This window comes from Streptomyces sp. NPDC058257 (genome assembly GCF_042881845.1).
GTDB lineage: Bacteria > Actinomycetota > Actinomycetes > Streptomycetales > Streptomycetaceae > Streptomyces.
The window spans coordinates 40,178-57,554 of the sequence record NZ_JBHVXJ010000026.1 but is presented as its reverse complement, the minus strand read 5'-3'; the positions used below and the strand labels follow the sequence as shown (position 1 = coordinate 57,554).

General features: G+C 72.0%; 7 protein-coding genes. 1 reads left to right on the top strand and 6 read right to left on the bottom strand.

Annotation, left to right across the window (positions count from 1 at the left end):
* Positions 1-167: 167 nt before the first annotated feature.
* The 6 genes from ACFVXC_RS37870 to ACFVXC_RS37845 all read right to left on the bottom strand — a co-directional run bounded on the left by ACFVXC_RS37870 (position 168) and on the right by ACFVXC_RS37845 (position 15,289).
* A complete protein-coding gene (locus ACFVXC_RS37870; protein ID WP_389915278.1) occupies positions 168-3,308 on the bottom strand; it encodes a type I polyketide synthase in 3,141 nt (1,046 codons plus the stop codon).
* A 5-nt stretch (positions 3,309-3,313) separates the two neighbouring features.
* Positions 3,314-9,805 carry an SDR family NAD(P)-dependent oxidoreductase gene (locus tag ACFVXC_RS37865; RefSeq protein ID WP_389915275.1) on the bottom strand — a complete coding sequence of 2,164 codons (6,492 nt, stop codon included), beginning with the start codon at positions 9,803-9,805 and terminating at the stop codon, positions 3,314-3,316.
* A 40-nt stretch (positions 9,806-9,845) separates the two neighbouring features.
* Positions 9,846-13,007 carry a type I polyketide synthase gene (locus tag ACFVXC_RS37860; RefSeq protein WP_389915272.1) on the bottom strand — a complete coding sequence of 1,054 codons (3,162 nt, stop codon included), beginning with the start codon at positions 13,005-13,007 and terminating at the stop codon, positions 9,846-9,848.
* 61 nt (positions 13,008-13,068) lie between these two features.
* The gene (locus ACFVXC_RS37855) at positions 13,069-13,803 is read right to left on the bottom strand and encodes a thioesterase II family protein (protein WP_389915269.1); all 735 of its coding nucleotides are present in this window, start codon (positions 13,801-13,803) and stop codon (positions 13,069-13,071) included.
* Positions 13,800-15,050: a cytochrome P450 gene (locus ACFVXC_RS37850; RefSeq protein WP_389915266.1), complete on the bottom strand. Its 1,251-nt coding sequence runs from the start codon at positions 15,048-15,050 to the stop codon at positions 13,800-13,802. The genes ACFVXC_RS37855 and ACFVXC_RS37850 overlap by 4 nt, the downstream gene beginning before the upstream one ends.
* A complete protein-coding gene (locus ACFVXC_RS37845) occupies positions 15,047-15,289 on the bottom strand; it encodes an acyl carrier protein (RefSeq protein ID WP_389915263.1) in 243 nt (80 codons plus the stop codon). The genes ACFVXC_RS37850 and ACFVXC_RS37845 overlap by 4 nt, the downstream gene beginning before the upstream one ends.
* 394 nt (positions 15,290-15,683) lie before the next feature.
* Here ACFVXC_RS37845 and ACFVXC_RS37840 point away from each other — a divergent pair, with 394 nt between their 5' ends.
* Complete coding sequence (locus ACFVXC_RS37840) at positions 15,684-17,249, top strand: FAD-dependent monooxygenase (RefSeq protein WP_389915261.1); 1,566 nt, start codon at positions 15,684-15,686, stop codon at positions 17,247-17,249.
* Positions 17,250-17,377 lie beyond the last annotated feature (128 nt).

Here is a 17,377-nt window from a genome sequence, read left to right as displayed (position 1 = left end):
ACAGGCCCGGGAATCGGAGAAATCCACGGATCACCCCCACCTTCCGGGAAGTGATTCAGTCGTTCAAGACAAGTCGGTGCCCGGCGGGACACTCCGCTCCCGGCCTTGCGGTGTCCCGCCGGCGGGACGGTCCCGGCAAGCCGGCGCGCGCCCGCGGGACCGTCGGTTCACCGCGGTCCGCGCTTGGCCATCGAGGTCGTGACGTGCTCGGCGACCAGTCGCGGTGAGGGGTGCCGCAGCACCGTGTTCGCGCGCAGCTTGACTCCGGTCGACGCGGTCAGGCGCTTGCTCAGCTCCACCGAAAGCAGTGAGTCGAATCCGAGCTCCTTGAACTCCCGGTCGGGGTCGACGGAGTCACCGCAGGAGTGTCCGAGCACGACGGCGACCTTCTCGAGTACGTGGTCCAGGACGAGTGCCCTCGCGTCGTCGTCGGCGAGGGCGGCGATCCTGTCCGCCAGACGGACGAGGTGGTCGTCGGCCTCGGGCGGCAGGTCCGTCGAGGACGCCTCCACCGCCGTGTGCGACGAGCTGAGCCAGTACCGCTGCCGCTGGAACGCGTACGTCGGGAGATCGACCCGCCGACGCGTCCCGAACAGGGCGTCCCAGTCCACGGACCCGCCCCGCACGTGCAGTTGGGCCAGCGAGCCGATCACGGACTCCACCTCGTCCCGCTCCCGCCGCGACGACGAGAGGACCAACGCGTCGTCCACGTCCTCGACGATCTCCTGTACCGGGACGGTCAGGACGGGGTGCGGGCTCATCTCGATGAACACCCGGAAGCCGTCGTCGGCCAACCGCCGGACGGAGGGCTCGAAGAGGACCTTCTCGCGCAGGTTGCTGTACCAGTAGTCGGCGTTCAGCCGGGCGGTGTCGATGGTCTCGCCGTACAACGTCGAGCAGAAGGGAAGCGCCGACGTCTTGGGGCTCACGTCGGACAGCGCGTCGACCACCTGGTCCCGGACCCGGGCCACATGGTGGGAATGGGAGGCGTAGTCGACCGATATCCGCCGGGCCTGGACGCCGTCGGCCTTCATCTTCTCGACGAACTCGTCCAGCGCGTCCGGCTCTCCGGACACCACCACCGAGCGGGGCCCGTTGACCACGGCGACGCTCACCTGGTCGCCCCACGGAGCGAGGCGTTGCGCCACGACGTCCGCGGACTCCGCGACCGATGCCATGCCGCCGTGTCCGATCACGTCCACCAGGGCCTTGCTGCGCAGCGCCACGACCCTGGTGGCGTCCCGCAAGGACAGCGCGCCGCACACATGGGCGGCGGCTATCTCGCCCTGGCTGTGTCCCACCACCGCGGCCGGTTCCACGCCCCAGGACCGCCACAGTGCGGCCATGGACACCATCACGGAGAACAGCGCCGGCTGGACGACGTCCACCCGCTCCAGGGTCGGCGCTCCCTCCACGCCGCGCACCACGTCCAGCAGCGACCAGTCGACCCACTCGGACAGCGCCGCCCCGCACGCGTCGAGGGACCGCGCGAAGACGGGGAAGTCCTCGTACAGCTGCCGGCCCATGCCGGCCCACTGCGATCCCTGGCCGGGGAACATGAAGGCGATGCCGCCGAGTCTCCCGGCGACACCCCGCACCACCGCTGCGGACTCGGCGCCCTCGCTCAGCGCCGCCGAGCCGCTCAGCAGCTCGTCACGACCGCGGCCAAGGACCACCGCGCGGTGCTCGAAGCGCGACCGGCTCGACACCAACGACCCGCCGATGTCGGCGGCATCGGCGCCCGGATCCGCGGCGACGAACTCGTGCAGCCTGCCCGCCTGCTGCTCCAGGGCCGCCGCGCTCTTGCCCGACACCACCCACGGCACGAGGCCGCCGACGACGCCCGGGTCCGCCGCGCGCTCCTGTGCGGCATCCGGTGCGGGATCCCGCGGCGGCTCCTGTGGCGGCTCCTCCTCCAGGACCACGTGCGCGTTGGTGCCGCTGACTCCGAACGACGACACACCGGCCCGCCGCGGACCGTCCGTCCGGGTCCACTCACGCCCCTGCGCCAGGAGTTCGACGTCACCGGACGCCCAGTCCACGTGCTGTGAGGGCGCGTCCACGTGCAAGGTCTTGGGCAGGTACCCGTGGCGCAGGGCCAGCACGGTCTTGATGACCCCGCCGACGCCCGCGGCGGCGATGGAGTGACCGATGTTCGACTTCAGGGACCCCAGCCAGAGCGGCCTGCCCTGCGCCCGGCCCTGCCCGTAGGTCGCAAGGACCGCACCCGCCTCGATGGGGTCCCCCAGCTTGGTCCCGGTGCCGTGGGCCTCGACCAGATCCACTTCGGCGGCCGATACCCCCGCGTTCGCCAGTGCCTTGCGGATCACCTTCTCCTGGGCGCGGCCGTTGGGGGCGGTCAGACCGTTGCTGGCGCCGTCCTGGTTCACGGCGGAACCGCGCAGGACGGCGAGCACCGGGTGGCCGTTGCGGCGGGCGTCGGACAGCCGCTCAAGGAGCAGTACGCCCACTCCCTCGGCCCAGCCGGTTCCATCGGCCGCGTCCGCGAAGGCCTTGCACCGGCCGTCGGGCGACAGGGCGCGCTGCCGGGCGAACTCCACGAAGAACGAGGGCGTCGCCATCACCGTCGCCCCGCCCGCGAGCGCGAGCGAGCACTCCCCCGAACGCAGTGACTGCGCCGCCATGTGCAGGGCCACCAGCGACGACGAGCACGCGGTGTCCACCGACACCGCCGGTCCGGTCAGGCCCAGTTCGTAGGCCACCCGGCCGGAGGCGACGCTCAGCGCGCTGCCGTACAGCAGGTAGCCCTCCAGGTCCTTCTGGCCGCCCTCCAGGAAGCGCCACCCGTACTCGGACGAACTCACCCCGGAGAAGACACCGACCTCGGACCCGCGCACGTCGGCGGGGACGATGCCGGCCCGTTCGAGGACCTCCCACGACGTCTCCAGGAGCAGGCGGTGGTGCGGGTCGATCGCCAGCGCCTCACGCGGACTGATGCCGAAGAAGCCCGCGTCGAAGCCGGCCGCGTCGCGCAGGAACCCTCCCCGGCGCGCGTATGTGCTGCCGACGGCGTCGGGGTCCGCGTCGTACACGTCCCGCCATCCGCGGTCCTTGGGGAACTCCTCCACGACGTCACGGCCCTCGCGGAGCAGGTCCCACAGTTCCTCGGGCGTCGACACGCCTCCCGGGTAGCGGCACGCCATGGACACCACGGCGATGGGCTCGCCGCGGCCGGCCCGCAGGGCGTCGTTCTCCTGCCGGAGGCGGTCGCGCTCCTCGAGCAGCGTGCGGAGCGCACGCTGGACCCGGTCCGTGCCGTCCGCTGTGCGATCCGCGGAGTTGGTCATGTCTCTTACCTCTTCTCATCCAGAGCCAGGCCGACCAGTGCTTCCAGGTCCATGTCCGACAGTTCGTCCGCTCCCGGTGCTTCCCGGATCTCCGCGTCATCGGCGCCGCTCGTGTCCGGTTCCGGACGCAGCAGGCCGGACAGGTGCTCGGCCAGTTCGCGGGGCGTCGGGTAGCTGAAGACGAGGGTGGAGGGCAGGCGCAGTCCGGTCGCGGCAGCCAGGCGGTTGCAGAGTTCGACCGACGTCAGTGAGTCGAATCCGAGCGGGGTGAACGCCTGGTCGACGTCGACGACCGTGCCGGACGGGTGCCCGAGCACGACGGCGACCTGGTCGCCGACCCAGTCCAGTACGGCTGCTTCCGCCTCCTCCGCCGACAGGGCGGCCAGCCTGGCGGCCAGGCCGGGAGCGCCGCCGTCCTTGGGCGCGCTCGACCTGTTGCGGCGCGGACGGCCGCCGTCGGCGAGGTCGCGCAGGAGGAGCGGCAGCTCCTCACCGGTCCTGTTCCGCAGCGCGGCGACGTCCACCCGGGCCGGGATCAGGACCGGCTGGTCGAGCGCGCAGGCCGCGTCGAACAGGGCCAGCGCCTCGTCGGTCGGCATCGGGGCGATGCCCATCCGCCGGAGCCGGGACAGGTCGGCCTGGTCCAGGCCGCCGGTCATGCCGCTGCTCTGCTCCCACCAGCCCCAGCACAGTGAGGTGCCGACAAGGCCTGCTGCCCTGCGCCGGGCCGCCAATCCGTCCAGGAACACGTTCGCCGCGGCGTAGTTCGCCTGTCCTGCGGTGCCGAGCGTGCCGGCGACGGTGGAGAACTGGATGAACGCCGACAGGGTGTGCCGCTCGGTCAGTTCGTGCAGGTTGACCGCGCCGCCGACCTTGGCGCGCAGAACGTGGTCGAAGCTCTCGGCGGTCATCGACTCGACCGTGCCGTCCGCCAGTGCGCCCGCCGCGTGCACGACCGCCGTCAGGGGGTACTTCCGGGGCATGTCCGCGAGCAGGTCCGCCACGGCGGCCCGGTCCGCGACATCGCATGCCACGACCCTGACCGCGGCGCCCGCGCCCTCCAGGTCCGCGACCAACTCGGCCACCCCGTCGGCCGCCGGGCCGCGACGGCTCGCGAGCACCAGGCTGCGTACGCCGCGTTCGGCGACGAGGTGGCGCGCCACCAGTGAACCCACGCCGCCGGTACCGCCGGTGACCAGCACGGTGCCGCCGCCGAAGCCGTCGGCCACCTCGAAGACGAGCTTGCCGATGTGGCGGCCCTGGCTCATCTCGCGGAACGTCCTGCGCGCGTCGCGGATGTTCCGTACGGAGATCGGGTTCAGCTGGATCCGCCCGTCGGCGAAGAGTTCCATGACGGCCCGGAACATCTCGTGGATGGTGTCGGGGCCCGCGTCGTAGAGCTCGAAGGCCTCGTAGTCGACTCCGGGGTGATCGGCCGCCACCTGGCGGGGGTCGCGGATGTCCGTCTTGCCCATCTCGACGAAGTCGCCGCCGCGGGTGAGCAGCGTCAGCGAGGCGTCGACGAAGCGGTGCGCGAGGGAGTTCAGTACGAAGTCCACCCCTCGGCCGCCCGTGGAGTGCAGGAACTTCTCCGCGAACTCCAGGTCGCGCGAGGACGCCAGGTGCTCGTCGTCCAGTCCCAGGGCACGCAGGGCGGGCCACTTGGCCGGGCTCGCGGTCGCGTAGATCTCGGCGCCGACGTGCTTGGCCAGTTGGACGGCGGCCATCCCGACGCCGCCGGCCGCGGCGTGGATGAGGACGCGCTGGCCCTTCTTGAGGTGCCGCAGACGAAAGAGCGCGTAGTAGGCGGTGAGGAAGGTGGTCGGTATGGACGCCGCCTCGGCGTAGCTCCATCCGTCGGGGACGGGCGTGAGCATCCGGCTGTCCGCCACGGCCACGCGGCCGAAGGCGCCGTTGAAGACGCCGGTCACCCTCTCGCCGGGCGAAAGACGTGTCACGTCGTGCGCCACCTCGGTGACCACTCCGGCGCCCTCAAGACCGATGGGGGCATCGGCGACCGTGCTGTTCACCAGGCCCAGGGCGATCGTGACGTCCTTGAAGTTGAGCCCCGCGGCCTGGACGGCGACGCGTACCTGCCCGCTCGTCAGGGGCGCCTGTGCCTCGGGGCACGGAACCCATGTCAGGTTCTCCAGCGTGCCCCGGTTCGGGATGCCCAGCCGGTGGGGGCCGTCGGCCGGCGGCTCGATCTGGTGGTCGGCGGGTGCGGCCTGCGTCATGCGGGGAACGAGGTACGTGCCCTCGCGCAGCGCCAGTTGGTCCTCACCGATGACCGGCGCGTCCAGAACGCGTGCCCAGGAGGTCTCCTGGTCGTCGATGTCCACCAGCCGGAACCTGCCGGGGTGTTCCGTCTGCGCGGACCGGATCAGGCCCCACACACAGGCGCCGGGGAGGCTTTCGAGGCGCTCCCCCGCACCGGTGTCGAGGGCGAGGCGGGTGAGGACCACCAGCGTGGATCCGGCGTGGGTCGCAGCGGCGAGGAACCGCTGGATCCAGTCCAGGACGCGCTTGCCCGCGCCGCCGGCCGCGGCGAGCAGATCGGGGCCGTCGGCCACGAAGTCGTCCAGGCACAGGACGATGTGCCCGGGTGCCTCTCCCGCGAGTACGTCGTCCATGGACTCGTAGAACGCGACGCTCTCGTCTCCCGCCACCGAGAGCCGGGAGGCCAGGCCGTTCTTCGCGCCGAGTACGCCCCACGATCCGCGGTGGGTCTCTCGTCCGCCCTGTGTGAGCGGCCGCCACCGCAGTTCGTAGAGCGATCGCTCCTGCCCGCCGCGCGCGGCGCGCACTTGCCCGGCGCTCGCCGGGCGGAACGTCAGGGCGTCGACGTGAGCGATCGGGTTCGCGTGCTCGTCGGCGACCGCCAGGGACACGACGCCCTCGCCGGCCGGGGAGAGCCGGACCCGCACGCTCGGGCCGCACTCCCCGATCAGGTCGACCCCGGACCACGAGAAGGGCAACCAGCCCTGGTCGTCCGTCACCTCGACGACACCGCCGGCGAAGACCGCGTGCAGCACGCTGTCGATCAGCGCCGGATGCAGGGCGAACCCGCCCCCGGCCCGGTCGTCGGCGCTCTCCGGCAGCGTGGCGAGGGCGTAGAGGTCGTCACCCTGCTTCCAGACCTCCCGCAGTCCGCGGAACGCCGGGCCGTAGTCGAAGCCCGCGTCCAGGAGCGTGTCGTAGAGGCCGTCGATGTCGAGTTTCCGCGCCCCGGCCGGCGGCCACACGGCGAGCGGTCGCGTCTCGTCGGTCCACGCGGTCGTACGCGAGGTGTCCGGTGTCAGGTTCCCCATCGCGTGGCGGGTCCAGCCGCCCAGCGTCGGGCCGTCTTCGCCGGGACGCGAGTACACGTCCAGGGAGCGGCGTCCGGCCTCGTCGGTTGCGCCGACGACGACGCGTACCTGCACGTCGCCCGAGTCGGGGAGGATCAGGGGGACTTCCAGGGAGAGTTCATCGAGCGCGGCGCAGCCGACGAAGTCGCCCGCCGACAGCGCCAGGTCCAGGTAGGCGGTCGCGGGTACGACGACCGCGCCGAACACGGCGTGGTCGGCCAGCCACTCGTGGGTCCGCAGGGACCACCGGGCGGTGAACACCACCTCGTCGGTGCCGGGGTGGTCCACCACGGCGCCGAGCAGCGGGTGGTCCGGCGCGAAGAGGCCCGCGGAGGCGACGTCCGCCGACCGCGTCCCGGCGGGGGCGTCCATCCAGTAGCGCCGCCGCTGGAAGGCGTACGTGGGAAGGTCCACCTGCCGACGTGTACCGAACAGGGCGTCCCAGTCCACGGGCACGCCCCTGACGTGCAGTTGGGCCAGCGCCTCGGCCAGTGCGGCTGCTCCCGGACGGTCCCGCCGTGCCGCGGACAGGACCAGCGCGCCGCTCACGCCCTCACCGGCGAAGGCCTCCTTGGTGATGCCCGCGAGCGTCGCTCCGGGCCCCACTTCGAGGAAGACGTCCGCGCCTGCCGCGCGGGCGCACTCCACCGCGTCGTGGAAGCGCACGGGTTCGCGGACGTGGGCCACCCAGTACGCGGCGGACGACAGCTCCTGGAGCGTGGCCTCACGGCCCAGCCTGGTCGAGACGATCGGAATCGACATCTCGCCCGTGGAGAGCTCACCGAGGGATCGTTCGAACTCCTCCAGGACGGGGTCCATGAGCGGGGAGTGGAACGCGTGGTCGACGTCGAGGAGTTTCGCCGAAGTGCCGCCTTCGACCAGCCGGTCCCGCAGGGCGTGGACCTCGTCGCGAAGGCCCGAGACCACCACCGATTCCGGGCCGTTGACGACGGCGACTCCGACGCGCTCGTAGGGGCCCAGCAGAGCGCTCACGTCGGCTTCCGACGCGCGTACGGCCAGCATCGCGCCGCGCTCGACGACCGCCTGCATGACCCGTCCGCGGGCGGCCACGAGCCTGGTCGCGGTGTCCAGGTCGAAGACCCCGGACACGTGGGCGGCGGCGATCTCACCGACGGAGTGACCGATCAGGCGGTCCGGCGGTGGGCAGTACCGTGCCAGGAGCCGGTACAGGCCGACCTGCAGGGCGAACAGCGCGGCCTGCGTGATGTCGGTGCGCTCACGGCCCGCGGGCTCGTCCGCGAGGAGCAGGGGCTTCAGGGCGAAGGGCAGCTGGGCGTCGAAGCGTTCGCAGACCTCGTCGAGGCTCCGTGCGAAGACGGGGAAGGTGTCGTACAACTGCTGTGCCGCACCGGCCCACCGCGAGCCCTGTCCGGGGAACATGAAGACGCGCTCACCGAGTTCCGCGGCGACGCCTCGCACCACCGCGGGGGACTCCGCGCCCTCACTCAGCGCCGCGAGGGCGCTCAGCAGCTCGTCGCGGCCACGCCCCAGCGCCACCGCGCGGTGGTCGAGACCGGCCCGGCTCGACGCCAACGACCAGCCCACGTCGCTGATATCGGCGTGGGGATCGGCGGTGGCGAACGCGTGCAGCTTCGCCGCCTGTGCCCGCAGCGCCTGCTCCGAGTGCGCGGACAGGGCCCATGGCACGAGCCCGCCCACGGAACCCTGTGCCCGATCGGCGGTGCCGGGCGTCTGCTCGGCGGTGTCCGGCTCCTGCTTCTGCTCCTGCTCCCGCGTCGGTGCCTGTTCGAGGATCAGGTGCGCGTTCGTGCCGCTGATGCCGAAGGACGACACCCCCGCGCGCCGGGGCCGTCCCGGCGCGCTGGTCCACTGCCTTGCCTCGGTCAGCAGCTCGACCGTCCCGGCCGACCAGTCCACGTGCGTCGACGGACGGTCCACGTGCAGCGTCCGGGGCATCACCCCGTGCCGCATCGCCATGATCATCTTGATGATTCCGCCGACGCCCGCGGCCGCCTGGGTGTGGCCGATGTTCGACTTCAGCGACCCCAGCCACAGCGGGCTCCCGGGGTCGCGGTCCTGTCCGTAGGCGGCCAGCAGCGCCTCCACCTCGATGGGGTCGCCCAGGGACGTGCCGGTCCCATGGGCCTCCACCACGTCCACGTCGTTCGCCTGCGTCCGGGCGTCCGCCAACGCCGCCCGGATCACCCGCCGCTGGGCCAGTTCGTTCGGCGCGGTCAGTCCGTTGGACGCCCCGTCCTGGTTGACGGCCGCGCCCCGGATCACCGCCCAGATCCGGCGCCCGTTGCGGCGCGCGTCCGACAGACGCTCCAGGACCAGTACGCCCGTGCCCTCGGAGAAGCCGGTGCCGTCCGCCGCGTCCGCGAACGCCTTGCACCGTCCGTCCAGCGACAGGCCCCGCTGCCGGGCGAACTCCACGAGCAGCCCCGGGGTCGACAGCGTCGACACCCCGCCGGCCAGCGCCAGGGTGCACTCCCCGGAACGCAGGGAGCGCATGGCCTGGTGGACGGCGACGAGCGACGACGAGCACGCGGTGTCGGTCGACACCGCCGGGCCCTGAAGTCCCAGGGCGTACGCCACCCGGCCCGAGGCCACGCTGGTGTAGGTCCCCGCGAGCGCGTAACCCTCCACTTCGCCGGCTGCCTCGTCGCCCATCCGCGGGCCGTAGTCGACGGCGTAGAGCCCGGTGAACACCCCGGTCGCCGTGCCCCGTATCCCGGCCGGGTCGATGCCCGCCCGCTCAAGCGCCTCCCAGGACGTCTCCAGGAGCAACCGCTGCTGCGGGTCCATCGCCAGCGCCTCGCGCGGGCTGATGCCGAAGAACTCCGCGTCGAACTCCGCGAGATCGGTCAGGAATCCGCCCGTGCGCGCGTACGTCTTCCCGCGTGCCTCGGGATCCGGGTCGTACAGCGCGTCCACGTCCCACCCGCGGTCCTGCGGGAAGTCACCTATCGCGTCCACACCGTCGGACACGACTGTCCACAGCTCTTCGGGGGAGGTCACCCCGCCCGGGAAGCGACACCCCACGCCCACGATCGCGATGGGCTCGTGAGCGGACTCCTCCAGCTCCCGCACGCGCTCGCGCAGCTCCTGCGCGTCGCCGACGGCACGTCGCAAGTAGGACCGGAGCTTGTCGACATCCTCCACCAGGGACTCCCTTAACGGTTGCTCGGACGAACAGGTGTGGCTACGCGTATCCGCGCTCGATCAATGCGTACAAATCGTCGTCACTGTGGCTCTCCGGGCTCGTCTCCCCCACCGTTTCCGGGACTTCGGGGGCCTGGGGCTCCAGGACCTCGGGCGTCCGGGGCTCCAGGAGGGAGAAGATGTGGAGACCGAGCTTGCGCACCGTGGGGTAGGTGAACGCGACCGTGGCCGGGAGCCGTACGCCGGCCGCAGCGGTGAGCCGGTTGCGCAGCCGCACGGCCATCGAGGAGTCGAATCCCAGGGTCTTGAAGGTCTCGGTCGACCGCGCCGTGAGTTCGGCCTCCGTCAGAGCCACTCCGTTCGCGCCCAGCAGCGCCGCCGTTTCGGCGCGTACCAGCGTGAGGACCGCCGACTGCGAGCCCAGGTCCGCCGGTCCGGCGCCCGCGCCCGGTCCGTCCGCTCGCGCGGAGGGAGTGTTCGCGGTGTCCGTGTCGGTGTCGGTGTCGCCGGACGCCGAGAGCCAGTACCGCTGCCGCTGGAACGCGTACGTGGGCAGGGCGACCCGGCGCGGCCGGTCCGCGGCGAAGGCCGCCTTCCAGTTCACCGGCAGGCCGCGCACGTGCAGCTCGGCCAGCGACGCCAGGACCTTGCCCGCGCTCCCGTCCTGCTTGTGCAGGGTGCTCACGACGGTCGGCGGGGCCGCCAGCGCGTCGGCGGCCTCCTCCATCGCGACCTGGAGCACGGGATGCGGACTGACCTCCACGAACACGCCGCCGCGCTCACGCATCAGGCCTTCGACGACCTCGCCGAAACGCACCATCGAGCGCAGGTTGTCGTACCAGTACGAGCCGTCGAGCACGCGGGTGTCGAGCAGGCCGCCGGTGACCGTGGAGTGGAACCTCACCGCCGATTCCCTCGGCGAGACACCCTCGGTGTCCGCGAGCAGACGTGCACGGATGCGTTCGACATGGTGGGAGTGCGACGCGTAGTCCACCCTGACCCGTCGCACCCGGACGTCGTCACCGGCCGCCGTCTCGGCGAACTGGTCGAGCGCCTCGTCGTCGCCGGAGATGACCACCGAAGCGGGCCCGTTTACCGCGGCCACGGAGAGCCGTCCCGACCACCGCTCCAACCGGCCTCGGACCCATTCGACGGGCGCGGCCACCGCGCTCATCCCGCCCAGTCCCGCCAGATCGGTCAGGGCCCGGCTGCGCAGGGCGACGATCCGCGCCGCGTCCTGGAGCGAGAGCGCGCCCGACACGCACGCCGCGGCGAGCTCGCCCTGGGAGTGCCCCACCACTGCCTCGGGGACCACTCCCAGCGACCGCCACACCTGCGCCAGCGACACCATCATCGCGAAGAGCGTCGGCTGGACCACGTCCACCCGGTCCAGCGACGCGGCCGACTCCTCGCCGCGCACCACGTCCACCAGCGACCAGTCCACATGGGGCGCCAGAGCCCGCTCGCACGCGTCGATCGACCGCGCGAAGACCTCCGACTCCGCGTACAGCTGCCGCCCCATGCCCAGCCACTGCGAGCCCTGGCCGGGGAACACGAAGACGACAGGACCCGCCTGGTCCGTGGCCGTCCCGCGCACCGCCCGCTCCGAGCCGCCGCCCGCCGCCACCAGGCCGAGGCCCGCGAGTGCCTCCTCACGGCCGCCGCCCAGGACCACCGCCCGGTGCTCGAACGACGACCGCTGCGACACCAGCGCATGCCCCACGTCGACGGCCGAAAGCGACGCGTCCGCGGCCACGAGCTCCCGCAGCCGGGCCGCCTGCTCCCGCAGCGCCGGTTCCGACCGCGCCGACAGCACCCACGGCACAGCCGCGGACGGTGCCCAGGAAGATGGCCCGGAGGATTCCGCGGAGGCCAAGTCCTCACCGGCGGCGGGCGGTTCCGCCCGATCGCCGGGTGCCTGTTCGAGGATCACGTGCGCGTTGGTGCCGCCGAGACCGAACGCCGACACCCCCGCCCGACGCGGCCGGCCGGGCTCGCCGGGCCAGGGCCGCGCGGCCCGCAGGACCTCGAAGTCCTCATGGAAGTCGGCGATGGCGGGGTTCGAGGAGCGGAAGTTGAGACTGGGGACCAGTTGCGCACGGTCCACGCAGAGCGCCGCCTTCACGAAGCCGACGATTCCCGCGGCCGGCTCCAGGTGACCGACGTTCGTCTTCACCGAGCCGATCGCCAGCGGCCGGCTGCGGCCCGTTTCCCTGAAGACCTCGCGCAGACCGGCTATCTCGGCCGGGTCGCCGACGCGGGTGCCGGTGCCGTGGGCCTCGACGTAGTCGACACCGTCGAACGGAACAGCCGCGCGTTCCAGGGCCGCGAGCACGGCCGCCGCCTGCCCCTCGGGGCTGGGATCGGGCATCCGGCTCGACGCTCCACCGCTGCCGACGCCCCAGCCGCGTACCACCGCGTAGATGTGATCGCCGTCGGCGACGGCGAGGTCGAGCCGCTTCAGGAGGACGAAGGCGCCGCCCTCGCCCCGGGCGAAACCGCTGGCCCGTTCGTCGAAGGTGAAGCAGCGGCCGTCGGGCGAGAGGGCGCCCAGATTCGCCAGGCCCGCTCCCGCCTCCGGGTCGGTGATCAGGTGCACGCCGCCCGCGATGGCCATGTCGACCGCGCCGCCGCGTATGCGGTCGCACGCCAGGGACAACGACACGAGCGAGGAGGACTGGCCCGAGTCCGCGCAGTAGCTCATGCCGCGGACGTCGAAGAGGCCCGAGATCCGGTTCGCGATCAGCGCGCCGCTGGAACCGAGCGCGGCGTAGTGGTCGTCCTGGTCGCTGCCGGACAGCTTGCGCAGCAGTTCGTACCCGGAGGGCGCGGCGCCGACGACGACGTCGATCGCGCGGCCCGAGAGCGAGGCCGCCGGGACACCGGCGTCCTCGACGGCCTCCCAGGCGAGCTCGAGCCCGAGGCGCTGCACGGGGTCCATGGCGGCCGCCTCCGCCGCACTCGTCCCGAAGAACCCGGCGTCGAACCCGTCGATGGAGTCGAAGAACGAACCCGCGTCGAGGGTGTCACCGTCCGGATGGGACAGGTACGTCGAGTTCGCGTCGGCCGCCCGGTGCCCGGGGAATGTTCCGACGGTCGATCGCCCCTCGACCAGCAGGCGCCAGAAATCGCTCGGGCCGTGCACGCCGGGGAAGCGGCACGACACCCCGATGACGGCAATACCGGTGGCTGCGCCACTCATGCGGATCCTTTCCGGTTCCCTCGACATACGGCTCCTGCGGGCTGCACCGCTCTCACCGCTCTCACCGCCAGGAGGTCAACAGGTTCAGCAGTTCGTCCGGCGCGTCCATGAAGTCGTAATGGCCGCCGTCGACCACTCGGAATTCGACCGAGTCCGCGTAACCGCGCCACCCCCGCAGCTCGTCGAGGCTCACGTCGGGGTCGTCCCGCCAGTGCAGTACGACGATGGGGCAGGGCACCGCGACCGGCTCGGCCCGCCGGTACGCGCCCGCCGCGGCGTGATCACGGAGCAGCACGACCATGCCCATGTCGATCATGTCCGGCCGCGGTTCGATGCCCCGGCCGCGGATGAACGACTCCAGTTCGGCGCGCAGCTCGGGCTCGGTCATGGTGAGCATCCGGTCGCGCGAGGCGTCGTGCGGGGCCGGCTGGCCCGACACGAAGAGGCAGTCCGGCGTGCGCAGACCGAGTTCGGCGAGCCGGAGCACGGTCTCGTACGCGGGCAGTGCGCCCGCGCAGTGCCCGAAGAACGCGAAGGGCCGGTCGAGCACTGGCTCCAGGGGCCCGGCCAGGTCGGCGGCGAGGTTCTCGTACGTGCCGTAGTGCGGGTGGCCGAGGCGGTTCTCGCGGCCGGGGAACTGCACCGGGCTGACCTCGACGTCGTCGATGGCGGCAGGCCAGGCGCTGAAGGCCGAGGCCCCGGACCCGGAGAAGGGGAAGCAGAACATCCGGGCGGTGTGGTCGGACGGCGGCCGGACGAACCACGGCGATGTGACGGTGGCGGAGCCGGATGTCATGGCGTCAGTCGTTTCTCGGCGACGATGGGGAGGTGGGTCATCCCGGCGATGAAGTACGACCGCAGGTGCTGCGGTTCACCGGCCAGGTCGATGGAGCCGAACCGCTGGAGCAGCTCCTCGAAGAAGACGCGCAGGGTCAGCCGGGTCAGCGGCGCACCGATGCAGAAGTGCGGCCCGTACCCGAAGGCGACCTGGCGCTTGGCGTTGCTCCGCGTGATGTCGAAGTCGTGCGGGTCGGTGAACTGGGACGCGTCCCGGTTGGCCGAGCCGATCCAGGCGACGACCGCCCCGCGGGCCGGAATGGTGCCTCCGGCGATCTCGATGTCGTCGACGGCGTACCGCATGAAGTTGCAGGCGGCCGATGTCCAGCGAAGGCCTTCCTCGACGAGGTTCGGGATCAGGCTCGGGTCGGCCTGTGCCTTGGCGAACTGCTCGGGCCGCTCGATGAGCGCCTGCACGGTGCCGGAAACGGTGTGCGGCGTCGTCACATTGGCGCCCAGGAGAATGCTGTAGCCGTCGAGCGCGATCTCCTCGTCGCTGAGCGCCTCGCCTCCCGGGCGCACGCTCATGAGGTGCTGGAGCAGGCTGTCGTCCTCGCCTCCGGACGCCCTGCGCTCCTTGACCCAGTCCTTGACGTAGGTGACCAGCTCGTGGTGGGAGATGGCCAGGGTCGCGGCCTCGCTGCCCTGAAGGAAGTGCGGGTCCGAGGGAGCCGTCACCATCGCGGTCAGCTGGACGAGCTCTTCCCAGTCCTTGGCGGGGATCCCGAGGAGGGGTCCGGTGACCATCGCGGGGAGCAGCAGCGCCTTCTCGGCCAGGTCGAAGGTCTCACCTTCGAGCGCGGGCTGGAGGAAGCGCACGACCGTCGCGCGGATGCTGTCCTCCCAGGACTTCACCGCGCGCATGGTGAGCTTGGATCCCAGCGGCCTGCGGACCTCGGTGTGCCGCGGCGGGTCGGTGGACGTGAGGAGCACTCCGGCGGCGACGTCGTCCGTACCGAGGTGGGTGGGTACGGTGCCGCGCTCGGAGGTGAACTCGCGGTGGTCGCCGAGCACGCGGCAGACGTCCTCGTAACGGGTGACGGACCAGAACTCCCGTCCGTCGGGCAGGACTTGGTGGTGCAGTGGCGCCTTCTGCCGCATGGCGTCCCAGATGGGGTGCGGGTCGCCCGACGTGTAGAGGTCCAGGTCGAACAGGTCGACGCGATCGAGGTCGATGTCGCGCCCGGCACCAGGCGTCAACCTCACGCCACTGCCCTCCCCTGCTCGATGAGCTCGGCGACCCGGGCCGGAGTCTGGGCCAGGTAGAAGTCGCGCACGGACAGCTGGACTCCGTAGTCCTGCGCAACCTGGTCGATGATCTTTATGCCGGTCAGCGAATTGCCGCCGAGCGCGAAGAAGTCGTCGTCCACCCCGACTTCGGCGCCATTGAGGTGCCGCGCCCACAGCTCCGCGATTTCCTGCGCCAGCGGCACCGGAGTGCTCAAAGGTGCGGCTCGTCCTTCTGACGTCTCGTCCTGTCCACCCAGCTGGTGGACAACCTGCGGCGACGAATTCATTGCCGCTTTCCTTCCTCCGGGGCCCTTTGCGCTGTCCCGCCGGCGAGACAAATTCCTTGAATGGCCAAATGGAGTGTCGCGTGAATTCCCCTGCGCCCACACCGCGTCGGCGGCCCACCGGCCCGCGCCGACCGATGGGGTTGAGAGCGGACCGGCGGGCCTGCATGCTGACGCCCCCGAGGACCGTCCCGCCGGCGGGACAAGGCAAGTCCGACAGCGCCCCGCACCGCCCCGGCACCGGTCCCGTTGACCGTCCCGTTCGCGTTCCGTGAACGTGAGAGCGGTTCAACGACGTCAGCGACGCAGGGGAATGGGGAACGACGTGGGACACACCGGCGACGTGGGACACGCGGACATGGACGCGGACATGAACGTGGACGTGGACGCGGACGTGGTGATTGCGGGCGCCGGACCGACGGGCCTGATGCTCGCCTGCGAGCTGCGGCTCGCGGGCGTCGACGTGGTGGTGGTCGAGCGGCTCGCGGAGCGCACGGGCGAGTCACGGGCCGGCGGAATCCACTCCCGCACCCTGGAGGTCCTCGACCAGCGCGGAATCCTGGACCGCTTCCTCGCGGTCGGCGAACTGCAGCCGGTGGGCCACTTCTCCGCCCTCTACCTGGACTTCGACGAGTCCGAGTCCCGGCACCCCTACCCGCTGACGATCCTGCAGTCGGCCATCGAGCAGCTTCTGGAGGAGCGGGCCGCCGAGCTCGGCGTGCGGGTGCGCAGGTCCTGTGAGGTGACCGGGATCGACCAGGACGAGACCGGCGTGACGGTCGAGATCGCCACGGCCGCCGCGGAGGCGGAATCCGCGACGCTGCGCGCCCGCTATCTGGTGGGCTGCGACGGAGGGCGCAGTGCGGTGCGCAAGCTGGCGGGCATCGGCTTCCCCGGCACTCCGGCGACGATGACCGCGCTGATCGGCGACGTCGAACTCCCCGATCTGCCCGAGGACTACGTGTGGGTGCGGCGCTGCGCGGGCGGCGACTACTCGGCGATCGCCTTCGAGCCGGGCTGGTACCGGGTGATCGCGTCCGAGTACGACCGCGTCGCGGACCGCGACGAGGCCCCCACGTTCGAGCAGCTGAGGGAGTCGCTGGTCAGGATCGCGGGCACCGACTTCGGGATGCGGGCGCCGCGCTGGGTCTCGCGGTTCAACGACGCCGCGCGGCAGGCCGACCGGTACCGCGCGGGCCGAGTGCTGCTCGCGGGCGACGCGGCGCACATCCACTTCCCGGCCGGCGGGCAGGGGCTGAACATGGGCGTGCAGGACGCGGTCAACCTCGGCTGGAAGCTCGCCTCGGTGGTGCGCCGCCGGGCGCCGGAGAGCCTGCTGGACAGCTATCACGCCGAGCGCCACCCCGTCGCGGAGCGCGTTCTGCACAACACCCGGGCGCAGTCGGCCCTGCTCCGCCCCGGCGCCCAGACGGACGCGCTGCGCGAGGTGTTCGGCGCGCTCATGGTGTTCGACGACGTCAACCGGTACCTGCGCCACATGCTGACCGCGCTGGACATCCGCTACCCGGTCGACGGCGACCACCCGCTGGCGGGCCGCAGGGTCCCCGACGCCGACCTCAAGACACCGGACGGCACCATCGGCGTCTACGAACTGCTGCACACCGGCCGCCCCGTACTGCTCGATCTGGGCGGCGGCGCCGAGTTGGCGGCGGTGGCCAAGGGCTGGGCCGATCGCGTGGAGCTGGTCGACGCACGGAGCGAGGACGACTTCTGGCCCGTGCCGGCGATCGGCGAGATCCCCGCTCCCGCCGCGCTCCTCATCCGCCCCGACGGCCATGTCGCCTGGGGGGCCGCCGACGGCGAAGCGCCCGACGTCTCCGCGCTCCGGGCCGCACTCACCACCTGGTTCGGTCCGTCGCCGCAGGGGTGAGACACCGCGTGGTGTCCCATGACACCACCTAGCGGCACACACGATGCCATGGGGCGCGGATCACGCCCCACCCGCAGGCGCCACCCGCACGCCCCACCCGCAGGCGGCGCCATCCAGGCTCGCGCCTG

Excerpts from the sequence above, each read along its gene's own strand:
- ACFVXC_RS37870 (WP_389915278.1), bottom strand. The coding sequence starts at position 3,308 with ATGACCAACTCCGCGGATCGCACAGCGGACGGCACGGACCGGGTCCAG.
- ACFVXC_RS37860 (WP_389915272.1), bottom strand. The coding sequence starts at position 13,007 with ATGAGTGGCGCAGCCACCGGTATTGCCGTCATCGGGGTGTCGTGCCGC.
- ACFVXC_RS37855 (WP_389915269.1), bottom strand. The coding sequence starts at position 13,803 with ATGACATCCGGCTCCGCCACCGTCACATCGCCGTGGTTCGTCCGGCCG.